Genomic DNA, 23,674 nt, shown 5'->3' with positions numbered 1-23,674 from the left:
GTAGGGAAACGACCATGAACTTCGATCCCGCAAAAATGGCGCTCGAGATGATCGAGAATCGCAATTTCAGCGGCCATGCCGGTCGGCTGGGCACCCGCTTCCACGCGATCGGGGACGATTGGATCGAACTGGCGATGCCGTATTCCGAGGAACTGATCGGCGATGAGGAAAGCGGCGTGATCGCTTCCGGGCCCATCATCGCGATGATGGATGTTGCGACCAGCCTCGCCGTGTGGCAGCGCATCGGAACGTTCGCGCCGCATGCCACGCTCGATCTGCGCATCGATTATCTCCGTCCCGCGCGACCGGGACATACGGTGATCGGCCGAGCCGAATGCCTGCGTGTCGCGCGCTCGATATCCTTCACGCGCGGGATCGCGCACGATGGCGACATCGACGATCCGATCGCGCATGTCGCCGCGACCTTCATGGTGCCGAGCGGCAGCTATCCGAGGACCGGCCGATGAAGCTCCCCCCGTATGCCGCGTTGCTGGAGGCGACGCTGGAGCATGACGAAGACGGCGCGCCGGTAATGGTGATGCCGTTCCACCCTGGCGTGCTGGGTCGCCCCGGCTTCCTTCAAGGGGGCGCGATCTCCGGATTGCTGGAGGTGGCCGCGATAGCGGCGCTCCGTCACGCGCTGGCAAACGAGGGCGGCGGCCGGATCAAGCCAATCAACGTGACGGTCGATTTCATGCGCGGTGGGCGCGATCGCGAAACCCGCGCTGCGGGGCGGATCACGCGGCTCGGCAACCGCGTCGCCAATGTCGATGCCTTCGCTTGGCAGGATGATCGCAGCCGCCCGATCGCAACGGCGCGGATGAACTACCTGATCGAACGCGATTGATCGAAGAGCGGAGCGCACTCCGCCGCCTCGACTGACAATCGCCCCCGCCCGGCTCAGCGCTGCGCGTTATACTTGAGCTGATCCTCGGTGAGCTGGAATCCGACCAGCGCCTCGAAGCTGGCCGACAGCACCGCCTGACGCACGTCCGGCGCGCTCAGCGGGTCGACGGCGGCGTCCTCCTGCCCGGCCTTACGCTTGCGGTTAAGCTTCGCCCGAACCTCGTCCGGCAGCGTCGCCGCGGCGCGATTGACCGTCGCCGAGGCTTGCCCGCTGGTCGTCGCGAGCGTCTGCCCCGCCTCGAAATGCAGCCCGACGCGTCCGACGCGCTTGGCGATCACTGCATTGCCGCCGCGCACGATCGTAATGAAATAGGGCAAGGTCACGTCTCGCGCGCCTTCGCCACGCGCGCGGCGTGCGCGCACATCGAAGGTGACGGTGGTGAGTACATTTTCGCCGCTGTCATCGCAGGTTGAACGGACGTTGCTGATATTCGCCACCACGTCGATCGCGGCCGAATCGCGGCTCGTTGGCGGGTCGAACAGCGTGATATCGCCGGTTCCGGCCGGCACGCCGACCGACGGGCAGGCGGAACGCACGGCGGTGATGCCGACGCCGGAGGAAAGATCGATATCGCCGGTCTTCGCGCAGCCCCCCAGCGCAGCGAGAAGGGCGATCGGGGCGGCTGCATGGCGAAGGGTCACTGGCACTACCTTGGCTCGAACACGAAATAGGGCCGCGCTTGCGATCGAAGGCGGCCCCGTTACGTCTGCACCATAATCGTTCCGCGCGCGCTGGCAATGCCGCGCGGTTCGGCGAAACTTACTGTTCGAGCGAAATACCGCCCGTCACCGGCGCTTTCGCCGCCGCCGCGATCGTCATATTGGCCATAGCGGTGGTGCTGCGCGTATCGGTGTCGATCGCGGGATGCGAGGCCGCCGGGGCATCGTCACCATAGATGAAGCCGCTGGTGGGATAATTGGAGGTGCCGAGATCGCCCTGCGGCGCATACCACACCTTAACCATGCTCCAGTCATTGTTCGGCGAAACATCGATCGCACGGACATTGGTCTCGACGCGGCCGGGGCGCGACCAATTGGCATGGGTCAGCAGCACTTCGCGGTCGCTGACGACGCGGGAAACCATCGCCACGTGGCCGACGCGCATCCGCGAGGTCGATTTGAACGCCAGCACCGCGCCGACGCGGGGCTCGTTGCCACGCTCGTAACGACCGGCGGCCTGGCTCCACCAGGTGTTGGCATTGCCATGAATCTCGATGCCCGAAATCTCGCGGGCGTAAGGCGCGCACTGCCAGAACTGGGCCGCCGCAGGGGCGGCCGCCATCAGGCCGAGCGAGAACACCAGCGCAAAGCGCGCTGCCAAAACCTTCAAATTCACTTGCGACCCCCCGGTCAACAGGACGTTCGTTGCATTCCGGCTACGGGCAAGGGTTAAAGAAACCAAGCGCGTCGGGAACCTTTTCCGACGAATCGTTTCGACGTGCCGATGACCTGAACCGAACGCCGTTCATCCGGGGGTCACGCAAAGGGTTCGCGAGGTTCCGAATCGAGTACGCCGGCCGCCGCGAGCCGTGCCAGACGCGCTTCATGCTCCCCGCGTCCGAACGGAAAGCGCGAGTAGAACACGGCTGCCAGCCCGTAGAACAACAGATAGCAACAGCAGAAGATCAGGGTCAGCCGATCCAGTGTCGGTGTCGCGACCTGCCCCGGCACCGCCTTCGCAGGGAAGCCGGCGGCGGCGAGGATCAGCCCCGTCACGAAGATCCCAATGCCGCTGGTGCATTTCTGGACGAAGAAGCCGCCGGCGAAGAACACCCCTTCCGATCGTCGCCCGGTTCGCGCCTCGGAATCCTCCACCACATCGGCAAGCATCGACGCGCCAAGAATATAGGCAGTGACGCTGAACGCGGTGGAAAGCCCCGCGAACATGAATACCAGCGGCAGCATCCATTGGTCGCCCGGCGCCGGGAACCAGCCCGCCAGCCGCAGCCAATATGGCGTCGTGCCGATCACCGCCGCGGTGATCGAGGCGATGGCAGCGGTCTTCGGCTTGCTCCCGTGACGACCAGCGCGCGGCGCGACGACAAAGGCCACGCCGACGCCGACGAACAGCGCCATGCTGTAATAAAGGAACGTCATCCCCTTAAAGCCCCATACGAAGCTCGCGAGGTAATTGGAGATCGCGTAGATGATCCCCTGCCCGGTATAGGCGCAGACTCCCGCCAGCATCAGTGTGGCGAAGGCACGATTCTTCACCGTCTCGGCGATATCGCGCAGGTTTTTCGAAAATGATTGCCGCTCGATCTCCGGCTTGGGCAGACGCGGAATCTCGCGATGCGTGCCGATCGCCGAAACGAGGATAGCCGTCCCCATGAAAAGCGCCCCGGCCACCGCAAAGCCGCTATACCCCGCCGGGTTGAGCAGGCCGTTCGGATATTCGGGCGTCGCGGCCAGGAAATAGACATAGGCGGAAACGAGCATCACCAGGCCGCCGGCCCAGCCGAACAGATAGCGATAAGACATGATCCGCGTGCGCTCGTCGTAATCGGCGCTCAGTTCGGCAGCCATCGCCTGCCCTGGCACCTCATAGGCGCTCACCGCACTGCGCACGACCACGGCGACGACGAACAGCCACAGCAGGATGAGCGTTTCGCTCGCGCCGATCGGCGGATTCCAAAGCGCGACCCAGCCGAGCATGATCGGAAGCACCGCTCCATAAAGCCATGGGTGTCGTCGCCCCCAGCGGCTGCGGGTGCGATCCGAAAGAAAGCCGACGGTCGGATCGATGAACGCATCGACGATCAGCGCGATCATCACGACGAAACCGACCGTCGCCGCTGGCACGCCGACCACCTGATTGTAGAACAGCAGCAGAAACGTGCCGAAGCCTGCGTCCTTCACCCCATAAGCAGCGGCACCGAAGCCATAGGCCCCCATCACGCCGTTCGAAAGGCGGCGAGCCGGTGGCGTGATCGCCGCGGTCGCCACCCCCGTCACCGGCGCGACGGGCGCGTTCACGCCATCGACTCCAGCGCTTCGAACATGCCCGGCATCGTCGGATCCCAGCTCTGCCTCGTGCCGATAGTCAGCCCGCCATCGACCAATATATGCGTGCCGGTAACGAAGGCCGCATCGTCGCTGGCGAGATAAGCGACTGCGGCCGCGATATCCTCCGGTCGCCCGGCGCGCTTCACCGGCTGGGCATGCGCGGCGATCCCGCCGATCGCCTGATTCGCCGCCGCGCGTTTTTCCGGCGGCAGATCGAGCGCACTGACGAAGATATTGGTGGTGATGAAGCCGGGAATGACCGCGTTCACACGGATCGCATCCTTGGCCAGCTCCGCCGCCGCCACCTTGCTCAGGTGCAACACGCCGGCCTTCGCGGTGGAATAAGCGATTGGGGCATAGCCGCTGCCGAGCGCGGAGACACTGGAGGTGTTGACGATCGCCCCGCCGCCGCGCTTCGCCATCAGCGGCGCGGCATAACGGATACCAAGCGCGACCGAGCGCAGCAGCAACGTGTGGGTGCGATCCCAATCTTCCGGCGCGATTTCGTCGATATGTTCGCGAGCACCGCCCGCGCCGGCATTGTTGAACAGCACATCCAGCCCGCCGGCCGCGTCCGCCGCCTCGATCAGCGCGCGAATATCCTCCGCTTTCGTCACGTCGCAGCGCTGGAAGCGAATGCGGCCGTTGGAGGTTTCCGCCACTTCACGGCCCCCGGCCTCGTCGACATCGCCGATCCACACCTCGGCGCCTTCTTCCGCCAGCCGCAGCGCGGTCGCGCGACCGATACCAGAGGCGCCGCCGGTCACGACGGCGCGCTTGCCCGCAAAGCGCATATACTCTCCTGTATCTTGTTTTCGGCAGCATAGTATGGCGTTGCAGTACGTCAATCGAGCTTGGTTCGAATTTTCGGTTTGCCGGCCTTGCCCCTCGCCGGGCCGTTCGTTAGCGCACGGTGGAGACGCCCGCGTGCCACCACCCGGATCAAGGAGAGAGACATGAGCCTGAATAATCTTTTCAGCCTGGAGGGGCGCATCGCGCTGGTCACCGGCGGATCGCGCGGGATCGGCAAGATCATCGCCAAGGCTTTCATCGAGCAGGGCGCGAAGGTCTATATCTCGTCGCGCAAGGCCGCTGCCTGCGACGAAACCGCCGCCGAGCTTGGCCCGAACTGCATCGCGCTGCCCGCAGACGTCTCCACCGTGGCGGGGTGCAAGGAACTGGCCGACGCGCTGATGGCCCGCGAGGAGCGGCTCGATATCCTCGTCAACAATGCCGGCGTGGCATGGGGCGCTCCGTTCGAGGAATTCCCGGAAAGCGGTTGGGACAAGGTGATGAATCTCAACGTAAAGTCCCCCTTCTTCCTCACGCAGATGCTGCACGACCATCTGAAGCGCGATGCCAGCCACGATCACCCGTCAAAGGTGATCAACATCACCTCCATCGACGGTCTCCGGCTCAATCCGTGGGAAACGTACAGCTATCACGCCTCCAAATCGGCGCTGATCTATCTCACCAAGCGGATGGCAGCGCGGCTGGTGAAGGACGGCATCATCGTCACCAGCCTCGCCCCCGGCGCTTTCGCCAGTGAGATGAACCGCGCCGCGCGCGATCATGGCGATGAGGTGGCCAGGGGCATCCCGATGCGCCGCATCGGCAATTTCGACGACATGGCCGGCGCGGCGATCTTCCTCGCCAGCCGCGCGTCGGATTATGTCGTGGGCGATACTTTGGTAGTCGACGGCGGCCTGGTCAACGCGGCGCTCGGCACCAGCATCGACGCCTGACCATATCCTCCCGCTATTGAAACAAACACGTGCCACCTCGCTCCGGGGTGGCGCGTTGCTTTGTAACCAGAGAGCCGGTGCGGCTGCGAGTTGCGGGTCAGTTGTTGGTGGTCAACAGACTGGCGACTTTCGAACCCGCAAGCTGAAAAGCTGCCACGGCGCTACAAGCAATCACCAGTCGAGCAGACGGCCAGCAGCGTCATGAACGGAAGCGCCGCCACGGCCAAGCCGATGTACGCGACGGCGACGACAGTTTTGACCTTCGCCGACCAAGGGGCCGTCGCGGCACCGGCTAACCCTACGATACCCGCCGAAAAGACTACCAGCAGGTCTAAGCCTGACACGATCGGGCGTATGAGATGCGCCCAGAGCAAGAGTATTAGCGGGGGCGCTAACAGCATGATTGCCAAGGCGCGGGCGTTTGCCATCATGCCAGCAATCTACTCTCGGCACGAATGACGGCAATCCGGAATGCCGGCAAAGTCCGCGAACGGCCGCTATGCGGCGCTTCCCGCCATCCGCGCAGTGGGGGGCTTCTGTTGCCCGGTGCCCCCCGTACCGCTGGAATCCGCTTCTGTTGCCCGGTGCGGCCCAACCGCGCTTTTGTTCGAATAACCTAGGCCGTTAGGCCGTCAGTTACGCGGCAATCGCGAGTGCTTCGTTATCGTTGGCACTTGTGTACGGGCCGTCACGGTGGTCCCATTCCGAGCAAAAGCCAGTGCCTTTCAACACACGTCGATCCTAGTTCGGCCCCGTCATCAGCCGCCTAAAAAGACGGTTGGTGGTGGAGCCGCCGGGTACCGCCCCCGGGTCCGCTGCGTCTATTTTACACCAACGTTTATCACCATAGCCGTGGGGCAAGCCCCGCGAGCCCGACCAATATAGGCGCTTGGACCAGAAACTAAAAGCCCGCCTTTCGCTCGCCATAATGCGGGTGCATATAATGGGCTATCATGTTGACGCAGCGTTCCCGCTACGCGCTACGCGCGATGCTTTTCCTGGCCGAAGCGCCCGCCGCCAGCCCGCCGATCCCGATGAACCGCATCGCGGCGGAGGCGAATGTGCCGCGCAAGTTTCTCGAGCTGATCCTGGCGGATCTGCGCGACGCCGGGCTGCTCCATAGCCATCGCGGCAAGATGGGCGGCTATCGCCTCTCACGCGCCAGCCATCTGATTTCGCTGGGTGACATCATCCGAGTGATCGAGGGCCCGCTAGCGCTGGTGCCGTGCGTCAGCCGCACCGCCTATCGCGCGTGCAAGGATTGCAAGAGCGAGGCGGATTGCGCGATCCGCCACGCGATGATGCGCGTGCGCGACGAAACCGCCCGCATTCTGGATGGCACCAGCCTGGCCGATGCTACGGCGGAGGATCTGGTCGCCGCCTGACCCGAGAGCATCGCGCCAAAAGCGGGAATCGTTTTCCGCCAAAGCGATGCGAACGCAAATGGTTAGAGCAGGCCGCACGATTCCATAATCATGCGGCCCGCACTATTCCGCCGCCCCGGCCGAAACCGGGGAGCGGATGATCCTGTTACGCCCCGCGCTTGGCGCGCAATTCGTCGCGGATTTCGCGCAGCAGAACCACATCGGCCGGATCGGCCGGCGGCGCCACTTCGGCCTTCGGCATCACGCGGTTCACCGCGCGCACGATCAGGAAGATGATGAAGGCGACGATCAGGAAGTTCACCGCCTGAGTGATGAACTCACCATAGCCGAGCAGCGGCACGCCCGCCTTTTTCAGCGCGGCATAATCGGTCGACCCCTGCAGCTTCTCCGGCACCGCACCGAGCACGATGAAATAGCTGGAGAAATCGAGTCCGCCGAATATCTTGCCGATCACCGGCATCAGCACGTCCTCGGTCAGCGAGGTGATGATCTTGCTGAACGCCGCACCGATGATCACCGCGACGGCGAGATCGATCACGTTGCCGCGGGCGATGAACGCCTTGAATTCCTTTAACATGAGCCGCCACTCCTGATGTGTGGCGGAAGGTTAACCGCCGATTGCCTCTTCGCCAAGCGATACAAGTGCACTATATGCCTAAGACAGGAACCGGAGGATCACACCCAATGACGTTTCGTTCGCTCGCCCCTCGTTCGCTCGCTGTTGCCGGCCTTGCGCTCACGCTCGGCGGCTGCGGAATCAACAGCATCCCGACGGCGGAGGAGAATGCGAAGGCGCGCTGGGCAGACGTCCAGAACCAATATCAGCGCCGCGCAGACCTGATCCCCAACCTCGTCGCCACGGTGAAGGCCGCCGGCGCGCAGGAGAAGGACATTCTCGTCGAGGTGACGCAGGCGCGCGCCTCGGCCAATCAGGTCAAGGTGTCGGGCGACCAGCTGACCGATCCGGCCAAGGTCGCAGCGTTATCAGACGGCGCAGGCCGGCGTGACGCTGTCGCTCCAGCGGCTGCAGGAGGCCTATCCCGAGCTGAAGAGCCAGGGCAATTACACCACGCTGATGAGCCAGCTCGAAGGCACCGAGAACCGCATCACCATCGCCCGCAACGATTACAACACGCGGTGCAGCAATATAACACGACGATCCGCACCTTCCCCGCAGCGGTCGGCGCGAAGATCTTCTACGGCGCGAAGCCGATGGTGCCGTTCGCCGGCGACCACGCCGGGGGCGGATACCGCGCCCAAGGTGAATTTCGGCAGTTGAGGCGATGATGAGCCCCAGCCTGACAGCTCGCCCGGCGCGGGCCGGGGCCGTCCCGTCCGCGCATGATGACGCGCGGCGGCTGTTATGGGCGCTCCTCGCGTTCGCGGCGGTACTGCTTATGACGCTCGCGTGCCCGCCGCCGGCGCCCAGACCTTCCCGAAGTTCACCGGGTTCGTGGTGGACGATGCGCCGGCATCCTATCGCCCGAAGAGCAGGCGAAGCTGACGCAAAAGCTTGAGGCGTTGCAGCGCGATACCAAGCGACAGGTCGCCGTCGTCACCGTCAAGGATCTTCAGGGCTATCCGATCGAGGAATATGGCAACAGGCTGCGCCGCACCTGGGGCGTGGGCCTGAAGGACGTCAACAACGGCGCAGCCTGCTCGTCATCGCGCCGAACGAGCGCAAGCGTGACGCGATCGAGGTCGGTTACGGGCTGGAGCCGATTCCTGACCGATGCTCTGTCGAGCGTCATCATCAACAATGACTGATCGTCCCGCGTTTCAAGGCCGGCGACATGCCCGGAGCGGATCGAGGCCGGCACTGACGCGATCGTCGCGCAACTCCGCGCCTCGCCGGAAGAGGCGCAGGCGCGGCTGGATGCGGCGGTGAAACAGTTCGATCAGACGCACAAGGCGCAGCGTAACGGATGGCGGCGGCGTCCCGCTTGGCCTGATCTTCTGGGGCATGGTGATGCTGTTCGTCCTGCTGTCCTTCGCGCGACGCGGTGGGAAGGGACAACGCTATGGCGGCGACGGCTCCGGGCGCGCTGCCGATCATACTGTGGTCGATCGCCAGCGAAATCGGCCGTGCCGCGACGCGCGGGCGGCGGTGGCGGCGGCTGGGGAGACGGCGAGTGGCGGCGGCGGTGGCTGGGGCGGCGGCGGCTTCGGTGGCGGCGGTGGCGGATCGGGCGGCGGCGGCGGCGCATCGGGGGGCTGGTGATGCAGATGACAGCGGAGGATCGTGATCGCGTGACGGCGGCGGTCACCGCGGCAGAGGCCGGCACCGATGGCGAGATCGTCACCGTCGTCGCGCGCGCGTCGGATGCCTATCACGATGTCGCGCTGCACTGGACATTGCTGGTGATGCTGCTGGTGGTGGCGTTGCTCGCGACCTTCCCAGCTGCTGATCGAGCAGCTGCATCTGCTGATCGATCCATGGGCGCCGGCGGTTCCGATCCGCGCGGCGTTGACCATCGCGCTGTTCCTCATCGCGATCGCCTTCTCTCCTTTGCCGGCTGATCTTAACCTGGCGACCGCTGCGGCTGGCGCTGACGCCGGGGGCGACCAAGGCCCGCCGCGTCCGCGCGCGCGCGCTGGCGATCTTCCGTGCGGCCGCCGAGAAGCGCACCGTCGGGGGGCACAGGCGTATCTGCTCTACCTCAGCCTCGACGAGCGCCGCGCGGAGATCATCGCCGACGCCGCGATCCACGATCGCGTGCCTGATGCGACATGGGGCGCAGCGATGGCGGCTCTGGTCGGCCCGCTACGCGAGGATCAGCCGGCGGAGGGCATGGCCGCGGCGGTCGGGCAGATCGGGCTGGTGCTGGCCGAACATTTCCCGCGGACGCCGGGCGATACCAACGAACTACCGGATAGACTTATCATTCTATGACCGCCGAAACCGTCTGGGAGGGCCGCTTCATCCGCATGATGAAGGACGGCAAGTGGGAATATGCATCGCGCAGCGCGGGGGATCGGCGCAGCGGTGATCCTCGCAATCACGCCAGCGGACGAGGTGATCCTCGTCGAGCAATATCGCGTCCCGCTGGGCCGCAATTGCCTCGAACTGCCCGCCGGGCTGGTCGGCGACGAACATGCCGGAGAGGATATCGCTCCCGCCGCGATCCGCGAGCTGGAGGAGGAAACCGGCTATCGCGCGGGCCGCGTCGAACTGCTCGGCGCTTTCCATTCATCCCCCGGCATGGTCAGCGAAGGATTCACTTTCGTCCGCGCGCATGATCTCGTGAAGGTCGGCGAAGGCGGCGGCGACGGGGACGAGAATATCATCGTCCACCGCATCCCGCGCCGCGAGATGGCCGCGTTCGTCGCGCGGAAAACGGGCGGAGGGAATCGCGATCGACGTCAAGCTGATGTTGTTGCTGGCGGATACGCTCGCGCCAGCGGCGTGACGGGGCACCTGCCCCGCCCGGTCAACGGAAATTGTCGGCGTAGGTCTGCAGCTTGAGCTTGCGCGCCGGCGCCGGGATCAGCGTGAAAGCCAGCCCCTCGCGCTCGGCATAGGCCACCGCCGCATCGCTCGACGGGAACGACATTCGCACCTGATCGCGCGTGTCGCCGCTGCCGGCCCAGCCGGTCAGCGGATCGGGCTGTTTCGCCTCGGCCGGTTCGAATTCGAGAATCCAGCTGTCGGTGCGGTGCTTGCCCGATTGCATGGCGTTTTTCGGGCGCTGGTAGATGCGAGCGATAGGCATGATCGCCCCCTTAGCTCGAATGTCCGCGCCTTGCATCGGCATTTTTCGTCCGAAGCGTCGCATTGGCGTTCGCGGGGTCGTCAGGCCACGGATGGCGGGGGTAGCGGCCGCGCATTTCCTTCGCCACCGCCGCCCAGCTTCCGGCCCAGAAGCCGGGCAGATCGCGCGTCGTCTGGATCGGTCGCCCGGCGGGCGAGGTGAGCGAGAGAACGAGCGGCACGCGCCCCTCCCCCACCACCGGATGCTCAGCCAGCCCGAACAGCGCCTGCACGCGCAGCTCGACGCGCGGGCCGCCCTCCGCGCCATAGTCGATCGCGTGCGTGCTGCCGGCCGGGCTGGTGAAATGCCCCGGCGCGACACGCTCGATCCGCTGGAGATCGTCCCATGACAAGAGATTGCGGATCGCATCGGTGAGCGCGCCCGGCGGGATCGCGTCGAGCCGCCGCCTTCCCTCGATGACCGCCGGCAACCATTCGTCGAGCCGCTCAACCAGCGTCGCATCATCGAGCGCGACGCCGGCATAATCGGCGCGCACCCGGAGCGCCCGTGCACCCTCGCTCCACGGCAGCAGATCGACACCATGCCGCCGAACGCCCTCCACCAGCGCATCGGCGATCGCCGCCGGCGAGGCATTGCTATCCGGCCCGCTCGACAGCCGCACCGCGCCCAACCGCCGTTCGCGCAGCGGACGCACCGCGCCGGTCGCGGGATCGAACTCGGCGGTGTGCCATGTCTCAATCCGGTCGGCGAACAGCGTTTCCACCTCCTCCGCGTCGATTGCGGCGGCGGAGAGGATGCGCGCACCAGCCGCCATCCCCTGTGTCTCCGCGACCGCCAACCATTCGTTGCGCGCCAGCGGCGAGGTGGGATCGAGCTTGAACCCGCGCCCGCCCGCCGAGGCCCAGCGCTCGCCAGAGGCATCGCGGCGCCGCGCCACGCGATCGGGGAAAGCCAGTGCGATGCAGGTCGCGATTCCGTCGCCCCGCCCCTTTCCGCCGACGAGTTTCGCCCAGCGCGTCGCGAGGTTACGCGCAGCTTCCGCCTTGCGCGAGCGATCGCCCCGCCAGCGCCGCAGCCGCAATTCGAGATCGGCGTCATTGCCGCCCAGCCCACGCTCCCCGAGCAGCACCGCGACCTCCGCCGCCGTAGACCCCAGCCCCATTTCCCCGGCCCGCGCGAGCATGTGCGCCAGCCGGGGCGGCATCGGCAAAGCGGCGATCGCTCGGCCATGCGCGGTCGGGCGGCCGTCCCCATCGACTGCCTCCAGTGTCGCGAGCCGCGCGCGGGCCTCTGTCACTGCGGCTTCGGGCGGAGGATCGATCCACGCCAGATCGCGCGGATCGGCCACGCCCCAGATCGCCGATGCGAGGATCAGAGCGGAAAGATCCGCCTCCAATATCTCCGGTGGATCGAAGCGCGGCAGGCCTGCGGTCGCCGCCTCCTCCCACAAGCGATAGGCGACGCCCGGCCGCTGCCGCGCGGCGCGGCCGGCGCGCTGCGTCACCGCCGCCTGGCTCGCGCGTTCGGTGACGAGCCGCGTCATCCCCGCCGCGCGATCGTAACGCGGCCGCCGCGCGAGGCCGGAATCGACCACCACGCCGATCCCGTCGAGCGTCAGGCTGGTTTCCGCGATCGAGGTGGCCAGCACCAGTTTGCGCGCGCCATCCGGCTCGGCCCGAATCGCCGCGCGCTGTGCAGCGGGATCGAGACTGCCGTGAAGCTTGTGGAGCGTAACACCCGCGACCCCCTCCAGCCGCTCGGCGGTGCGCTCGATCTCGGCCACGCCGGGCAGGAAGGCGAGCACGCCATCCGTCGTCTCCCGCAGCGCCTGCCGCACCGCGCCGGCGACCGCATCCTCGATCCGGGTCTCGCCGCCACGCGCGAGGTAGCGCAATTCGAGTGGCCAGCTCCGCCCCTCGCTTTCGATCACCGGCGCGTCGCCAAGCAGGCGAGCGAAGCGCGCGCCATCGAGCGTGGCGGACATCGCCACCAGCCGCAGGTCCGGCCGCAATCCCGCCTGCGCATCGATCGCCAACGCCAGCCCGAAATCGCCGTCCAGGCTGCGCTCATGCACCTCATCGAACAGCACCGCGGAAATGCCCGCCAGTTCGGGATCGCTCTGGATACGCGCGACGAAGATGCCTTCCGTCACCACCGTCACGCGCGTTTTGGCCGAACGCTTGCTGTCGAGCCGCGTGGCATAGCCGTAGGTTTGCCCGACCGGCTCCCCGGCAAGCACCGCCATCCGCTCCGCCGCCGCGCGCGCGGCGAGGCGGCGCGGCGAGAGCAGCAGTATCTCGCCGGTGCACCACGGCTCCGCGATCAGCGCGGGCGCCACCGCCGTCGTCTTGCCCGCCCCCGGCGGCGCAACCAGCACCGCCCCCGATCGCGTGCGCAGCACGGCGAGCAGATCGGGCAGCACGGCATTGATCGGAAGGTCAAGCGTCACACCCATGCCCCTGGGTCGTCACCCCGGCGGCGGCCGGCGTGACGACCAACGTTTACGCCAGCACCTCTGCGGCCAGCACCTTCAGGTCCACCTGCGGGCGGGCGCCGAAATGGCTGATCACCTCCGCCGCGCAAACCGCGCCTAGCTTCAGCGAGTGGGCGAGATCATGCCCTTCCGCCTGCGCGTGGAGAAATCCGGCAGCGAACAGATCGCCCGCGCCCGTCGTATCGACAACCTTGTCGACCGGCGCGGCGGCGACGTGCACGCGCTCCGCCCCTGCGATCGCCAGCGCGCCACGCTCGCTCAGCGTGACCACCAGCAGCGGCACCTTCGCCTGCACCGCAACGATGGCGGTTTCGACATCTGTCGTTTCGGTGAGCGACATGATTTCCGCCTCATTGGCGAACAGCACGTCGATCAGGCCGTTCTCGATCAGGTCGTGGAAGGCCGCGCGGTGGCGATCAATGACGAACTCGGCCGACAGCGTGAACGCCACCTTGCGCCCCGCGGCGTGGGCAACGTCGATCGCGGCGCGCATCGCGGCACGCGGCTCTTCCGGATCCCACAGATAGCCCTCAAGATAGAGATAGGCCGCATCGGCGATCAAATCGCGGTCCAGCGCTTCCGCCGGCAGATAGTGCGACGCACCGAGGAACGTGTTCATCGTGCGCTGCCCATCGGGCGTCACGAAGATCAGGCAGCGCCCGGTGGTAGGCTGGCCCGCGCGCGACGCGGTGTCGAAACGGATGCCGGCCGAGCGAATGTCGTGTCCGAAAACCTGCCCGAGCTGGTCGTCCGCGACCTGCCCGATGAAGCCGCATTTGCCGCCGAGCGAGGCGATGCCGGCGATCGTGTTCGCCGCAGAGCCGCCTGAAATCTCCTGCCCTGGCCCCATCTTGGCATAAAGCGCATCGGCGTCCTCCGGCGAGAAGACGAGTTGCATCGCGCCCTTGGTCATGCCGTTGTCGGTGATGAACTCGTCAGTGGCGGGGGCGATGATGTCGACGATCGCATTGCCGATCGCGACGACCGCGTAATTGGGCTTGGTCAAGAAGCTGTCTCCGGTATCTCACCGTTCAGGACCGGCGAAAGCACGGCGCGAACGTAAACTGCGGTGCGTTAGTGGCGCGCCGCTTCTTGCGCAACCGCCTGTAACCACGCATCTCTGGCGGCAATGTTCGGCGCCTTTGCCCTGTCACTCGCCCAATTGGGTGATCCGCGTATCCTGCGGGTGCTGGGGAAGAGCCTGCTCGTCACGCTCACGCTGTTCGCGGCGCTCGGCGTCGGGCTGTGGTGGGGCATCGAGGAACTGCTCGCGCAATCGGCTTGGCATGACGAGCTTGCCTCTGCCGCGACGGTCGTGCTGGTCGCGCTTGCCTTCTGGTTCCTGTTCCGCGCGGTCGCGGTGCTCGCGGTGGGATTGTTCGCAGACGATGTCGTCGCGGCGGTGGAGGCGAAACATTATCCAGCCGCGCTGGCCTCGGCACGCGCCGTTTCCTTCCATCGCGCGCTGATGATGGGGCTGCGCTCGGGCGGACGCTTCATCGCGATCAATCTGTTGCTCATTCCCGCCTATGTCGCGCTGCTGATCACCGGCATCGGCACGGCGGCACTGTTCTTCGCGGTCAACGGCTGGCTGCTCGGGAGCGATCTCGGCGACATGGTCGCGGCGCGCCACATGGACGATGCGGCGATGCGCGCGTGGCGCCGGACCAACCGCGCGCAACGCTTCCTGCTTGGCCTTGCCGCGACCGGGTTATTCGTGGTTCCGCTCCTCAATATCATCGCGCCGGTGCTCGGCGCGGCAATGGCGACGCATCTGTTTCATCGAGGACGGCAATGAAATCTGGTTTGGCGGTTGTGGCGATGGCGGCGTTGCTGGCGGGCTGCGCCTCAACCGGGACAAGCGCGCCGCCCTCGACGCCCGCCGTCGTTACGGTGCCGTATAGCTCGACCGGGCTGGAGCGCGTGATCGGGCAGGATGCCGCCGCGCTTGTCCGCCTGTTTGGCCAGCCCGATGCCGATGTGCGCGAAGGCACCGCGCGCAAGCTCCAGTTCCAGAGCCGCATCTGCGTGCTCGACGCCTATCTGTATCCGCGCGGATCGGACGAGCCACGCGTCACCTATATCGACGCGCGCGAGGCGGATGGCAGCTCGATCGATCGCGCAAGCTGCGTCGCCGCACTGACACGGCGCGAGGGCGGAAGGTAGGACTGGCCCAGACGGCTTAGCCCAGCAGAAACGTGCCCTCGATCACGGTGACGCAATCGCCGCCGAGCACCACGCAATCACCGGCGAGCCGACACGACAGCCGCCCGCCGCGCGCGCTCGCCTGATAGGCGCTGAACGTATCGCGCCCGAGCCGCTGCGCCCAATAAGGCACCATCACCGCATGCGCGGAGCCGGTCACCGGGTCTTCGTCGATCCCCGCCCCCGGCGCGAAGGCGCGGCTGACGATGTCCGTATCGTCGCCCGGCGCGGTGACGATGGTGAGAAGATCGCCCTCTTTCGCAAGCGCGCGGAAATCGGGATCGAGCGCGCGAACGGTCGCGGCATCCTTCACCACAACAAGGCCGTAGCGGCTCTCATGCCACAAGGTCTCGACCGCTTCATCGAGCCCCAGCGCCGCAACGATCGCCGGCAGCGGCTTCGGTGAGGGCGCCCACGCCGGTAGCGCCATCGCATAACTCGCGCCATCGCGCGCCACTTCCAGCACCCCCGCCGTGCGCGTGCGGAAACGCACCCGTTGGCGCGCGTCATCGCCCGACAGCACGAAATGCCCACTCGCCAGCGTCGCATGGCCGCATAATGCAACCTCCGACGCGGGGGTGAACCAGCGCAGCTCGAAATCGGCGTCGCCGCTAGCATCGGGGATCAGGAAAGCGGTTTCGGACAGATTGTTCTCCGCCGCGATGCGCTGCAGCGTCGCATCGTCGAGCCACGCGCCAAGCGGCATCACCGCCGCCGGATTGCCCGCGAACGCCTCACTGGCGAAGGCATCGATCTGTGCGAAACCCAATCTCATCGACGCTAATCCCCGTACTAAACGCGCTTCCCAAACCAATGCGGCGTCACATCCGCTTCGACCAGCGGATTATCCGTATCGACATGCCCCTCGGGATCGAGGTGGATCAGCACCTCTACTTTGGGAAAGGCATCGCGCAGCCGCCGCTCGACATTCTCGACGATATCATGCGCCTGCGCGATGGTCAGGTCGCGCGCTACTTCCATATGGAATTGCGCGAAATCGTGGCTGCCGGAGCGGCGCGTGCGGAAATCGTGGATGCCGCGAATCCCCGGTTGGCGCGCGGCGACCTCGATAAAGGCGGCTCGCTGATCCTCGGACCATTCCTTGTCCATCAACTGGTCGATCGCCTGGCTGGACGCCTGAAACGCCCCATATGCCAGCCACATCGCGATGACGATGCCGAACACCGGATCGGCCCAGCTCCACCCGATGAACTGATCGAGCACCAGCGCGACGATCACCGATCCGTTGAGCAATGCGTCGGACTGGTAATGCAGATTGTCCGCCATGATCGCGATCGATCCGGTGCGACGGATGATCGTCCGCTGATACCATAGCAGCACCAATGTCGCCACGATCGCCGCGACCGATACCGCAATGCCGGTGCTGGCATCGTGCGTCGGCTGAGGATTGCGCAGCGCCACCACCGCGCGCCATGCGATCGCGGCGGCGGATGCGGTGATCAGCGCCACCTGAAACAACGCGGCCAGCGCCTCCGCCTTGCCATGGCCGAAGCGATGGTCGTGATCCGCCGGTTCGGCCGCCAGCTTCACGCCATAAAGGGTAACGAGGCTCGCCAGCAGATCGAGCGCGGTATCGGCTAGCGAACCAAGCATCGCGACCGATCCGGTATGCCACGCACCGAAGCCCTTGAGGATCAGCAGCCCGCTCGCCATCGCCACGCTGGCCAGCGCCGCGCGCATGGCTAGCGGGATGATACGGCGGCGTTCGTCGCGGGTCATGGGTAGAGCAATCCCTCGCGCCACCCGCCGGTTCCGTCGGGCAGGAACAGGCGGCGTTCGTGCAAGCGGTGCGCGCGATCCTGCCAGAATTCGATCCGTTCCGGCGTGACGCGATAACCGCCCCAATGCGGCGGGCGCGGCACATCGCCACCAGCGAAGCGCGCGCTCACCTCCTCGAACCGCGCCTCGAACGTCTCGCGGCTGTCGAGCGGTCGCGATTGATCGGACGCCCAGGCACCGAGCTGCGAATCGCGGCTGCGCGTCGCGAAATAGGCGTCGCTCTCCGCATCACTCGCCAGCGTCACCGGGCCTTCGATGCGAATCTGCCGGCGCAGCGACTTCCAGTGGAACAGCAATGCCGCGTGCGGATTCGCCGCCAGATCGCCTGCCTTCCGCCCTTCGCGGTTGGTGTAGAAAACGAAACCGTCGCGGCCATGCCCCTTGAGCAGCACCATGCGCACCGACGGGCGACCCTGCGCATCCGCCGTTGCCAGCGCCATCGCATTGGAATCATTCAATTCACTGGCACGCGCCTCGGCATACCAGACGTCGAATAGCGCGAAGGGATCGTCGGTCATCCATATTCCCATAGCGAGCGGCCACGCGTGACGCCATCGCGCGCGTCTTGAGCCGATCCCTTGTCACGCCTAGAGGAACCGCCACAGTTTTGTGGAGTCCCCATGGCAGGCCATTCCAAATTTAAGAACATCATGCACCGTAAGGGCGCGCAGGATAAGAAGCGCTCCGCGGCATTCTCCAAGCTCAGCCGCGAAATCACCGTCGCGGCGAAGATGGGCACGCCCGATCCGGATATGAACCCGCGCCTGCGCGCGGCGGTCAATGCGGCCAAGGCGGCGTCGGTCCCGAAGGACAATATCGCCCGCGCGATCGACAAGGCGACGCGCGGCGACGCGGAGAATTACGAGGAAGTTCGCTACGAAGGTTTCGGCCCCGGCGGCGTCAGCCTGATCATCGAGGCGCTGACCGACAATCGCAACCGCACCGCGACCAACGTGCGCACCGCCGTCAGCAAGAACGGTGGCAACCTCGGCGCGTCCGGTTCCGTCAGCCACGGGTTCGACCGGATGGGGCTGATCACCTATCCGGCGAGCGTCGGCGACGCCGAAAAGGTGTTCGAGGCAGCGCTCGAAGCCGGGGCAGAAGACGTGCAGTCGAGCGACGACGGGCATGAAATCTGGACGGCGCAGGCCGATCTCCACGAGGTCGCCCGCGCGCTGGAGCCGGTGCTCGGCGAATATGAGGGCGCGAAACTCGCCTGGCGCCCGCAGACCAATGTGCAGGTCGACGAAAGCGACGCCGCCACCCTGTTCAAGCTGATCGACACGCTCGACGATGATGACGATGTGCAGCAGGTGTGGGGCAATTACGAAGTGTCGGACGAGGTGATGGAAAAGCTCGGCCAGTGAGCCTGAGCCCGACAGCCCCATGATTATCCTCGGTCTCGATCCCGGCCTCGGCACGACCGGCTGGGGCGTGATCCGGGCCGAGGGCAACCGGCTGTCGCATCTCGCCAACGGCCGGTTCAAGACGGACGCGGCCGAGCCGCTCGCGCGACGGCTCGCGCACCTCGATTCGATGCTCGCCGCGCTGATCGTTGATCATGCGCCACAGGCGGCGGCGGTGGAGGAGGTGTTCGTCAACGCCAATCCGCAATCGACGCTGAAGCTCGGGCAGGCGCGCGGCGTGGTGCTGCTGGCGGTGGCGCGCGCCGGGATTGAGCCCGGTGAATATGCCGCGCGTCTGGTCAAGAAAGCGGTGGTCGGCGTCGGCAATGCCGATAAGGCGCAGGTACATGCGATGGTCGGCCGCCTGCTGCCGGGTATCAAGATCGCCGGCGCGGACGCCGCCGATGCGCTCGCCGTGGCGATCACCCATGCGCATCATCTTGCGAGCCGGCGGGCGGGAATCAGCTAGGGCCGACCCCCGCCGCGTTCAGCTCAATACGGGCGGGGCCGATATCCGCGTCCGCCACGATAGCCGCCGCGATAGCCATAGCCGGGGCGGCCGTAACCATGATTGCGGTAATACCAATTGTGGTATGGATAGGGCCGGTAAACCCAGCGCCGATCGACGAACACCCACGGGCGATACCAGCCCGGCGCAGCATAATAATAAGGCTGGCCATAGCCTTCATAATAGAAGGCGGGAGCGCTACCGCGCACCACATATCCCGGCGGGCAGCCGGGGCTGGTCGCGTTGCTGCTCGCGCTGCCGACAGCCGCGCCACCAGCGGCGCCTGCGATCCCGCCGACGATTACGCCGGCGCCGCGATCATGCCGACCGGCAACGCTCGATCCGACCAACGCGCCGAGCAGGCCGCCAATTACGGCGCCCGCGCCAGTATTGTTGTTTGCCCGCACGCAATAGCGCTGCGCCCAATCCTCGGCATAGGCCTCATACTGGCGATCCTGATCGGGCTGTGCGGCATAAGCCGGGTCCGCCTGATAACCCGGAGGCGGCGGCGGCGGCTGCGAACCGTCATAGCCCGGAGGGGGCCCGGCGTCATATCCGCCCTGCTGCTGATAATCCGGTGCCTGGGGATAATTGGGTGACTGCGGATATTGCCCGTCGGGCTGACCATATTGGCCGCCCGGCTGGCCATATTGTCCACCAGACGGCGGCGGATAATCCGGCGAAGGCGGCGGCGGGGGATAGTTTTGGGCAGATGCGGCGGCGATCGGGCTTGCTGTCGCAACTACGCCGGTGATCATCCGCAACGTCCACGTACGCCAGTTAACAGCCATGGGACGAACCTTATCTAAGCCTGTCTGCATCTCTATTATCGCAAAAAATGTGAACCGGGCCTGACGGATCGCGCGAGGTCGATGTGATTTTCATTCGACTGCGGAAGCGCGGGATCAAACCCGCTTCCGCCGCCTCCGCGTTCCGGTTATGTGCCAGACATGCGACACCTTCCCCCTTCCCTGCCCGGCACCGCTCGATGATCGCGCACCTCAAGGGCCGGTTGGAAGAAACCGCCATCGATCATGCCGTGATCGACGTCGGCGGGGTCGGCTATCTCGTCGGCGCATCATCACGCACGCTTGCCGCGATCGGCCCGGTGGGCGAAGCCTGCGTATTGTTCACCGAAATGCTGGTGGGCGATGATTTCATCCGCCTCGTCGGCTTCGCGCGCGCCGATGAGCGGGACTGGTTCCGGCTGCTGACCGGGGTGCAGGGTGTTGGCGCAAGGGTCGCGCTGGCGATCCTCTCCGCGCTGGAGCCGGCGGACCTGTCACGGGCGATCGCGGCGCAGGACAAGGCGATGGTCGCGCGCGCCAATGGTGTCGGGCCCAAGCTCGCCGAGCGTATCGTGCGCGAGTTGAAGGACAAGGCCGGCGGCATCGTGCTCGGCTCGGGGGCGGCCGCGGGCGCCGCTCCGGCGGCGAACGGCGCGGGCGCGGATGCGGTGTCGGCCCTGCTCAACCTGGGTTTCCGCCCGGCGGAGGCGAGCGCGGCGGTCGCCTCCGCGGAGGAGGAACTCGGCACCGGCACCACGCTCGACGCGCTCGTCCGCCTCGCGCTGCGCAAGGCGGCGCGCTGACGCCGGGCCATGGATCAAGCCATAACGGTTGCATCCCCGGAATGATTTTCGTGCGATCGCGGCCGAACGGGGCTGGTTCGCTTGCAGCGAGGCCCGACCCCAGATAGCATCCGCGCGCTCAACAGGAGAGTGCCGATGAAGTGGCTTCCCCTCATATCTGCCAGCCTGCTGCTGGTTCCCGAAATCGCCATCGCGCAAGATAACGCGCGGCCCGCGCCTCAGGCCAGGCCCGGTGCCGGACAGCCCGGACGCCCGGGCGGTCCTGGCGCCGGACAACGGCCGCCAAACCCCGGTCAGGGGCAGCGACCGCCCGTTGTACGGCCGCCCAACCCAGGCCCCGGCAATGGTGGGCGCCCACCCATCACGCGCCCGCCAAATCCGGGCCCCGGCAATGGTCAGCGGCCGCCGATCACCCGGCCGCCGAATCCCGGCCCGGGCAACGGCCAGCGCCCGCCCGTGATCCGACCTCCGGTAACACGTCCGCCACACAATATCGGGCACCGGCCACCGAATTTCCGCCCGATCCACGCGCAGCCATTCCGCTATCCGCGTGGGTATCACTATCGCCGCTGGACGACCGGCTTATTGTTGCCGCGCCTGTTTCTCTCGGCGAGCTATTATTTCAACGACTACGCCGCTTATGGTTTCGGGCCGCCCCCGCATGGCTATCGCTGGGTGCGCTACGGGCCGGATTTGCTGTTGGTGAACGTCCGCAGCGGTCGGATCGCCGACGTCATCTACGGCGCGTTCTACTAGGATGATGATGCGGGAGCAGTCGTGGCGGCTGCTCCCCTTCCCCGCCATCCACCGGAATCCGGCACCCGATTTCGCTTCCCCCGCCGCGCGCGTTCTGTTTATGTCCCGGCGATGACCGATGCCGATCGCCTGCTGACCGCCGCCCGCCGGCCGGAGGATGTGGACGCCGCGCTGCGCCCGAAAACGCTCGACGAATTCGTCGGGCAGAAGGCGGCGCGCGAGAATCTGCGCGTGTTCATCCAGGCCGCGAAGGGGCGTGGCGACGCGCTCGATCATGTATTGCTGTTCGGGCCGCCCGGCCTCGGCAAAACGACACTGGCGCAAATCGTGGCACGGGAGATGGGCGTGGGCTTCCGCGCCACATCCGGCCCGGTGATCGCCAAGTCGGGCGATCTCGCGGCGCTGCTCACCAATCTCGAGGACGGCGACGTGCTGTTCATCGACGAGATCCATCGCCTCCAGCCCGCCGTGGAGGAAGTGCTCTATCCCGCAATGGAGGATCGCGCGCTCGATCTGATGATCGGCGAAGGCCCATCAGCGCGCTCGGTCAGGATCGATCTGCCGCGCTTCACGCTGGTCGGCGCGACGACGCGGCAGGGGTTGCTCACCACCCCGTTGCGCGACCGTTTCGGCATCCCGGTCAGGTTGCAATTCTACACGATCGATGAGCTGGAGCATGTCGTCTCGCGCGCCGCGCGGCTGCTTGATCTACATATCGCGCGCGACGGCGCGGCGGAGATCGCACGACGCGCGCGCGGCACCCCGCGCATCGCCGGCCGGCTGCTGCGCCGGGTGCGCGACTTCGCCAATGTCGCGGGCACGATCGAGGTCGACGCCGCCGCCGCCGATCGCGCGCTCAACCGGCTGGAGGTCGACAACCTCGGCCTCGATGCGATGGATCGCCGCTACCTCACGATGATCGCAGACATTTATCGCGGCGGCCCGGTGGGGGTGGAAACGCTCGCCGCCGGCCTGTCAGAGCCGCGCGACACGATCGAGGAAGTGATCGAGCCCTATCTGATCCAGCTCGGCCTCGTCGCACGCACCGCGCGCGGCCGCATGCTCAACGCGGGCGGCTGGAAACACCTCGGACTGAACCCGCCGGCGGAAGGGCAAGACGGCCTGTTCGACTGAACCGCCACGCCCCAGAATAGCGCGCAGATTCCCAGCGAAAGAATAGGCCCTCGTTTAGCGGGTGACGCCACTTTCAACTGCCGTCACCTCCGCCAGAAATGCTGAGACGACCGCGCCCAATTGCTCGGGCTCGTCATATGGCAGACCGTGCCCGGCTTCAGAAATCAGCTCGTAACGCAGCAATGGATTGAGATCGCCCAACTCGCGCGCGGTTTCAATCGAGACGATCCCGCGATCACCAAGCACAAGCAGCATCGGCACAGCTATGTCCGTGATCAGCTTGCGCCAATCCGGATTCGGCGGGGTAAGCACCTCGAAGGCGTTCACGCTGGTCTGAAGCCGTGCATCGACCAGATGCCCGACAATCTCCGGCGAACGATTCGGGTTCCTGACACGCGCCTCGACGAGCAGGTCTTGCCGTGTCGAGCGGAGCGATTGCCGATGTTCTGCCGCGACGTCGCTTTTGAACACCTCGCGCTGCCACGTCGGGCTGATGAACGTGGGCTCGATGAGAACCAGGGCCTTCGTGGCCGATCCGAGCCCGGCGGCAACAACCGCAGCGGTCATCCCTCCCATCGAGTGGCCGAGCAATATCGGCGCGTCCAACGCCAGCGCCGCAATCAGCCCGACGACGTCGCCGGCAAGATCATCATACAGATAGCCCTTGTCAGGGGCGCTGGACCCGCCATGCCCGCGGGCATCAGGCAGAACCACATCGAAGGCACCGTCCAGCGCGCGTGCCAGTGGCGACAAGCATGCGCCGCTTCCGATCAGTCCGTGCAAGGCAACAAGCGGAGCGCCGCCGCCGCCTGTTCGGCGATAATTGATGTCTATGCCGTTGGCACAACAGATGCCGCTTTGCCCGGCGGCAGGATGCACTGCGCATTTGCTCATGCCGGCGACAATTGCATGCCCGCTTCTCCGGCGTCGATAGCGCAAACCTGCGCAATCGAACGGGGGGCATACGCAGGGCCTCTCCCCCATTGCCGCATGGCCCACGGCCCCGCGCTCTGATAGCTGGCAGG

Annotated in this window: 27 protein-coding genes, 1 other RNA gene and 3 pseudogenes; 17 read left to right on the top strand and 14 right to left on the bottom strand. The window is 66.3% G+C overall.

Features of this window, described 5'->3' with window-relative positions:
• The first annotated feature begins 14 nt into the window (after positions 1-14).
• Together P0Y64_11030 and P0Y64_11025 are read left to right on the top strand one after the other, a co-directional pair.
• A complete protein-coding gene (locus P0Y64_11030; protein ID WEK41934.1) occupies positions 15-467 on the top strand; it encodes a PaaI family thioesterase in 453 nt (150 codons plus the stop codon).
• Positions 464-847, top strand: coding sequence for a PaaI family thioesterase (locus tag P0Y64_11025; protein WEK41933.1), 384 nt, complete (start codon positions 464-466; stop codon positions 845-847). Before P0Y64_11030 ends, P0Y64_11025 begins: the two co-directional genes overlap by 4 nt.
• 53 nt (positions 848-900) lie before the next feature.
• On the opposite strand, the gene P0Y64_11020 is transcribed toward P0Y64_11025, so the two are convergent.
• The 4 genes from P0Y64_11020 to P0Y64_11005 form a co-directional block, all read right to left on the bottom strand.
• Complete coding sequence (locus tag P0Y64_11020; GenBank protein WEK41932.1) at positions 901-1,548, bottom strand: hypothetical protein; 648 nt, start codon at positions 1,546-1,548, stop codon at positions 901-903.
• Between the two features lie 118 nt (positions 1,549-1,666).
• Positions 1,667-2,188, bottom strand: coding sequence for a CHAP domain-containing protein (locus P0Y64_11015; protein ID WEK45038.1), 522 nt, complete (start codon positions 2,186-2,188; stop codon positions 1,667-1,669).
• Positions 2,189-2,382: 194 nt separating this feature from the next.
• Positions 2,383-3,801, bottom strand: coding sequence for an MFS transporter (locus tag P0Y64_11010; protein WEK45037.1), 1,419 nt, complete (start codon positions 3,799-3,801; stop codon positions 2,383-2,385).
• A gap of 77 nt (positions 3,802-3,878) precedes the next feature.
• Positions 3,879-4,706, bottom strand: coding sequence for an SDR family NAD(P)-dependent oxidoreductase (locus P0Y64_11005; protein ID WEK41931.1), 828 nt, complete (start codon positions 4,704-4,706; stop codon positions 3,879-3,881).
• 162 nt (positions 4,707-4,868) lie between these two features.
• Between P0Y64_11005 and P0Y64_11000 the strand changes: the two genes are divergently transcribed.
• Complete coding sequence (locus P0Y64_11000) at positions 4,869-5,657, top strand: SDR family oxidoreductase (protein WEK41930.1); 789 nt, start codon at positions 4,869-4,871, stop codon at positions 5,655-5,657.
• 524 nt (positions 5,658-6,181) lie between these two features.
• Here P0Y64_11000 and ssrA read toward each other — a convergent pair.
• Positions 6,182-6,568: a transfer-messenger RNA gene (gene ssrA / locus P0Y64_10995) on the bottom strand.
• A 42-nt stretch (positions 6,569-6,610) separates the two neighbouring features.
• Here ssrA and P0Y64_10990 point away from each other — a divergent pair.
• A complete protein-coding gene (locus P0Y64_10990; GenBank protein ID WEK41929.1) occupies positions 6,611-7,042 on the top strand; it encodes an Rrf2 family transcriptional regulator in 432 nt (143 codons plus the stop codon).
• A 145-nt stretch (positions 7,043-7,187) separates the two neighbouring features.
• On the opposite strand, the gene mscL is transcribed toward P0Y64_10990, so the two are convergent.
• The gene (mscL, locus tag P0Y64_10985) at positions 7,188-7,619 is read right to left on the bottom strand and encodes a large conductance mechanosensitive channel protein MscL (GenBank protein WEK41928.1); all 432 of its coding nucleotides are present in this window, start codon (positions 7,617-7,619) and stop codon (positions 7,188-7,190) included.
• A 107-nt stretch (positions 7,620-7,726) separates the two neighbouring features.
• Here mscL and P0Y64_10980 point away from each other — a divergent pair.
• The 6 genes and pseudogenes from P0Y64_10980 to P0Y64_10955 all read left to right on the top strand — a co-directional run bounded on the left by P0Y64_10980 (position 7,727) and on the right by P0Y64_10955 (position 10,452).
• Positions 7,727-8,321, top strand: a pseudogene (locus P0Y64_10980) (LemA family protein).
• An 84-nt stretch (positions 8,322-8,405) separates the two neighbouring features.
• Entirely contained in the window at positions 8,406-8,546 is a 141-nt protein-coding gene (locus P0Y64_10975) for a hypothetical protein (GenBank protein WEK41927.1), read from the top strand.
• Positions 8,547-8,563: 17 nt separating this feature from the next.
• Positions 8,564-8,809 carry a TPM domain-containing protein gene (locus P0Y64_10970; protein WEK41926.1) on the top strand — a complete coding sequence of 82 codons (246 nt, stop codon included), beginning with the start codon at positions 8,564-8,566 and terminating at the stop codon, positions 8,807-8,809.
• 202 nt (positions 8,810-9,011) lie between these two features.
• Positions 9,012-9,263 (top strand): hypothetical protein, encoded by a 252-nt coding sequence (locus P0Y64_10965; protein WEK41925.1) that lies wholly within the window; start codon positions 9,012-9,014, stop codon positions 9,261-9,263.
• Positions 9,263-9,935: pseudogene (locus P0Y64_10960) on the top strand (hypothetical protein). The gene P0Y64_10965 and the pseudogene P0Y64_10960 overlap by 1 nt, the downstream one beginning before the upstream one ends.
• Positions 9,932-10,452, top strand: a pseudogene (locus P0Y64_10955) (NUDIX hydrolase). Before P0Y64_10960 ends, P0Y64_10955 begins: the two co-directional pseudogenes overlap by 4 nt.
• Before the next feature lie 21 nt (positions 10,453-10,473).
• Here P0Y64_10955 and P0Y64_10950 read toward each other — a convergent pair.
• The 3 genes from P0Y64_10950 to P0Y64_10940 are packed head-to-tail and all read right to left on the bottom strand — an operon-like array spanning position 10,474 to position 14,255.
• Entirely contained in the window at positions 10,474-10,755 is a 282-nt protein-coding gene (locus P0Y64_10950; protein ID WEK41924.1) for an ETC complex I subunit, read from the bottom strand.
• A gap of 10 nt (positions 10,756-10,765) precedes the next feature.
• Positions 10,766-13,204 carry an ATP-dependent helicase HrpB gene (gene hrpB / locus P0Y64_10945; protein WEK41923.1) on the bottom strand — a complete coding sequence of 813 codons (2,439 nt, stop codon included), beginning with the start codon at positions 13,202-13,204 and terminating at the stop codon, positions 10,766-10,768.
• A gap of 52 nt (positions 13,205-13,256) precedes the next feature.
• Positions 13,257-14,255 carry an adenosine kinase gene (locus P0Y64_10940; GenBank protein WEK41922.1) on the bottom strand — a complete coding sequence of 333 codons (999 nt, stop codon included), beginning with the start codon at positions 14,253-14,255 and terminating at the stop codon, positions 13,257-13,259.
• A 123-nt stretch (positions 14,256-14,378) separates the two neighbouring features.
• Between P0Y64_10940 and P0Y64_10935 the strand changes: the two genes are divergently transcribed.
• Together P0Y64_10935 and P0Y64_10930 are read left to right on the top strand one after the other, a co-directional pair.
• Positions 14,379-15,047 carry an EI24 domain-containing protein gene (locus P0Y64_10935; protein ID WEK41921.1) on the top strand — a complete coding sequence of 223 codons (669 nt, stop codon included), beginning with the start codon at positions 14,379-14,381 and terminating at the stop codon, positions 15,045-15,047.
• Complete coding sequence (locus P0Y64_10930; GenBank protein ID WEK41920.1) at positions 15,044-15,415, top strand: hypothetical protein; 372 nt, start codon at positions 15,044-15,046, stop codon at positions 15,413-15,415. Before P0Y64_10935 ends, P0Y64_10930 begins: the two co-directional genes overlap by 4 nt.
• 16 nt (positions 15,416-15,431) lie before the next feature.
• On the opposite strand, the gene P0Y64_10925 is transcribed toward P0Y64_10930, so the two are convergent.
• Genes P0Y64_10925 through pdxH form a run of 3 tightly spaced genes read right to left on the bottom strand, consistent with a single transcriptional unit; the run spans position 15,432 to position 17,772 of the window.
• Positions 15,432-16,229: a PhzF family phenazine biosynthesis protein gene (locus P0Y64_10925; protein ID WEK41919.1), complete on the bottom strand. Its 798-nt coding sequence runs from the start codon at positions 16,227-16,229 to the stop codon at positions 15,432-15,434.
• A 17-nt stretch (positions 16,230-16,246) separates the two neighbouring features.
• Positions 16,247-17,194: a cation diffusion facilitator family transporter gene (locus tag P0Y64_10920; protein ID WEK41918.1), complete on the bottom strand. Its 948-nt coding sequence runs from the start codon at positions 17,192-17,194 to the stop codon at positions 16,247-16,249.
• Complete coding sequence (gene pdxH / locus P0Y64_10915; protein ID WEK41917.1) at positions 17,191-17,772, bottom strand: pyridoxamine 5'-phosphate oxidase; 582 nt, start codon at positions 17,770-17,772, stop codon at positions 17,191-17,193. Before pdxH ends, P0Y64_10920 begins: the two co-directional genes overlap by 4 nt.
• A 102-nt stretch (positions 17,773-17,874) precedes the next feature.
• Between pdxH and P0Y64_10910 the strand changes: the two genes are divergently transcribed.
• Both P0Y64_10910 and ruvC read left to right on the top strand, forming a co-directional pair.
• Positions 17,875-18,621 carry a YebC/PmpR family DNA-binding transcriptional regulator gene (locus P0Y64_10910; protein ID WEK41916.1) on the top strand — a complete coding sequence of 249 codons (747 nt, stop codon included), beginning with the start codon at positions 17,875-17,877 and terminating at the stop codon, positions 18,619-18,621.
• 19 nt (positions 18,622-18,640) lie between these two features.
• Positions 18,641-19,129 (top strand): crossover junction endodeoxyribonuclease RuvC, encoded by a 489-nt coding sequence (gene ruvC, locus P0Y64_10905; protein WEK41915.1) that lies wholly within the window; start codon positions 18,641-18,643, stop codon positions 19,127-19,129.
• Positions 19,130-19,152: 23 nt separating this feature from the next.
• Here the strand turns inward: ruvC and P0Y64_10900 are convergent, their stop codons facing one another.
• Positions 19,153-19,959: a hypothetical protein gene (locus P0Y64_10900; GenBank protein WEK41914.1), complete on the bottom strand. Its 807-nt coding sequence runs from the start codon at positions 19,957-19,959 to the stop codon at positions 19,153-19,155.
• Between the two features lie 197 nt (positions 19,960-20,156).
• On the opposite strand from P0Y64_10900, the gene ruvA reads away from it, so the two are divergent.
• The 3 genes from ruvA (at position 20,157) to ruvB (ending at position 22,649) form a co-directional block, all read left to right on the top strand.
• On the top strand, positions 20,157-20,759 hold the full coding sequence (ruvA, locus tag P0Y64_10895; GenBank protein WEK41913.1) for a Holliday junction branch migration protein RuvA: 603 nt from the start codon (positions 20,157-20,159) through the stop codon (positions 20,757-20,759).
• A 456-nt stretch (positions 20,760-21,215) separates the two neighbouring features.
• Positions 21,216-21,515 carry an RcnB family protein gene (locus P0Y64_10890; protein WEK41912.1) on the top strand — a complete coding sequence of 100 codons (300 nt, stop codon included), beginning with the start codon at positions 21,216-21,218 and terminating at the stop codon, positions 21,513-21,515.
• A gap of 111 nt (positions 21,516-21,626) precedes the next feature.
• Positions 21,627-22,649, top strand: a complete 1,023-nt coding sequence (gene ruvB, locus P0Y64_10885; protein ID WEK41911.1) for a Holliday junction branch migration DNA helicase RuvB — start codon at positions 21,627-21,629, stop codon at positions 22,647-22,649.
• Between the two features lie 54 nt (positions 22,650-22,703).
• Here the strand turns inward: ruvB and P0Y64_10880 are convergent, their stop codons facing one another.
• A complete protein-coding gene (locus P0Y64_10880) occupies positions 22,704-23,402 on the bottom strand; it encodes an alpha/beta fold hydrolase (protein ID WEK41910.1) in 699 nt (232 codons plus the stop codon).
• Between the last annotated feature and the right edge of the window lie 272 nt (positions 23,403-23,674).

This window comes from Candidatus Sphingomonas colombiensis, from assembly GCA_029202845.1.
Lineage (GTDB): Bacteria > Pseudomonadota > Alphaproteobacteria > Sphingomonadales > Sphingomonadaceae > Sphingomonas > Sphingomonas colombiensis.
Note: the sequence above shows the minus strand (reverse complement) of the source record. Positions and strands in the feature narration are given on the sequence as shown.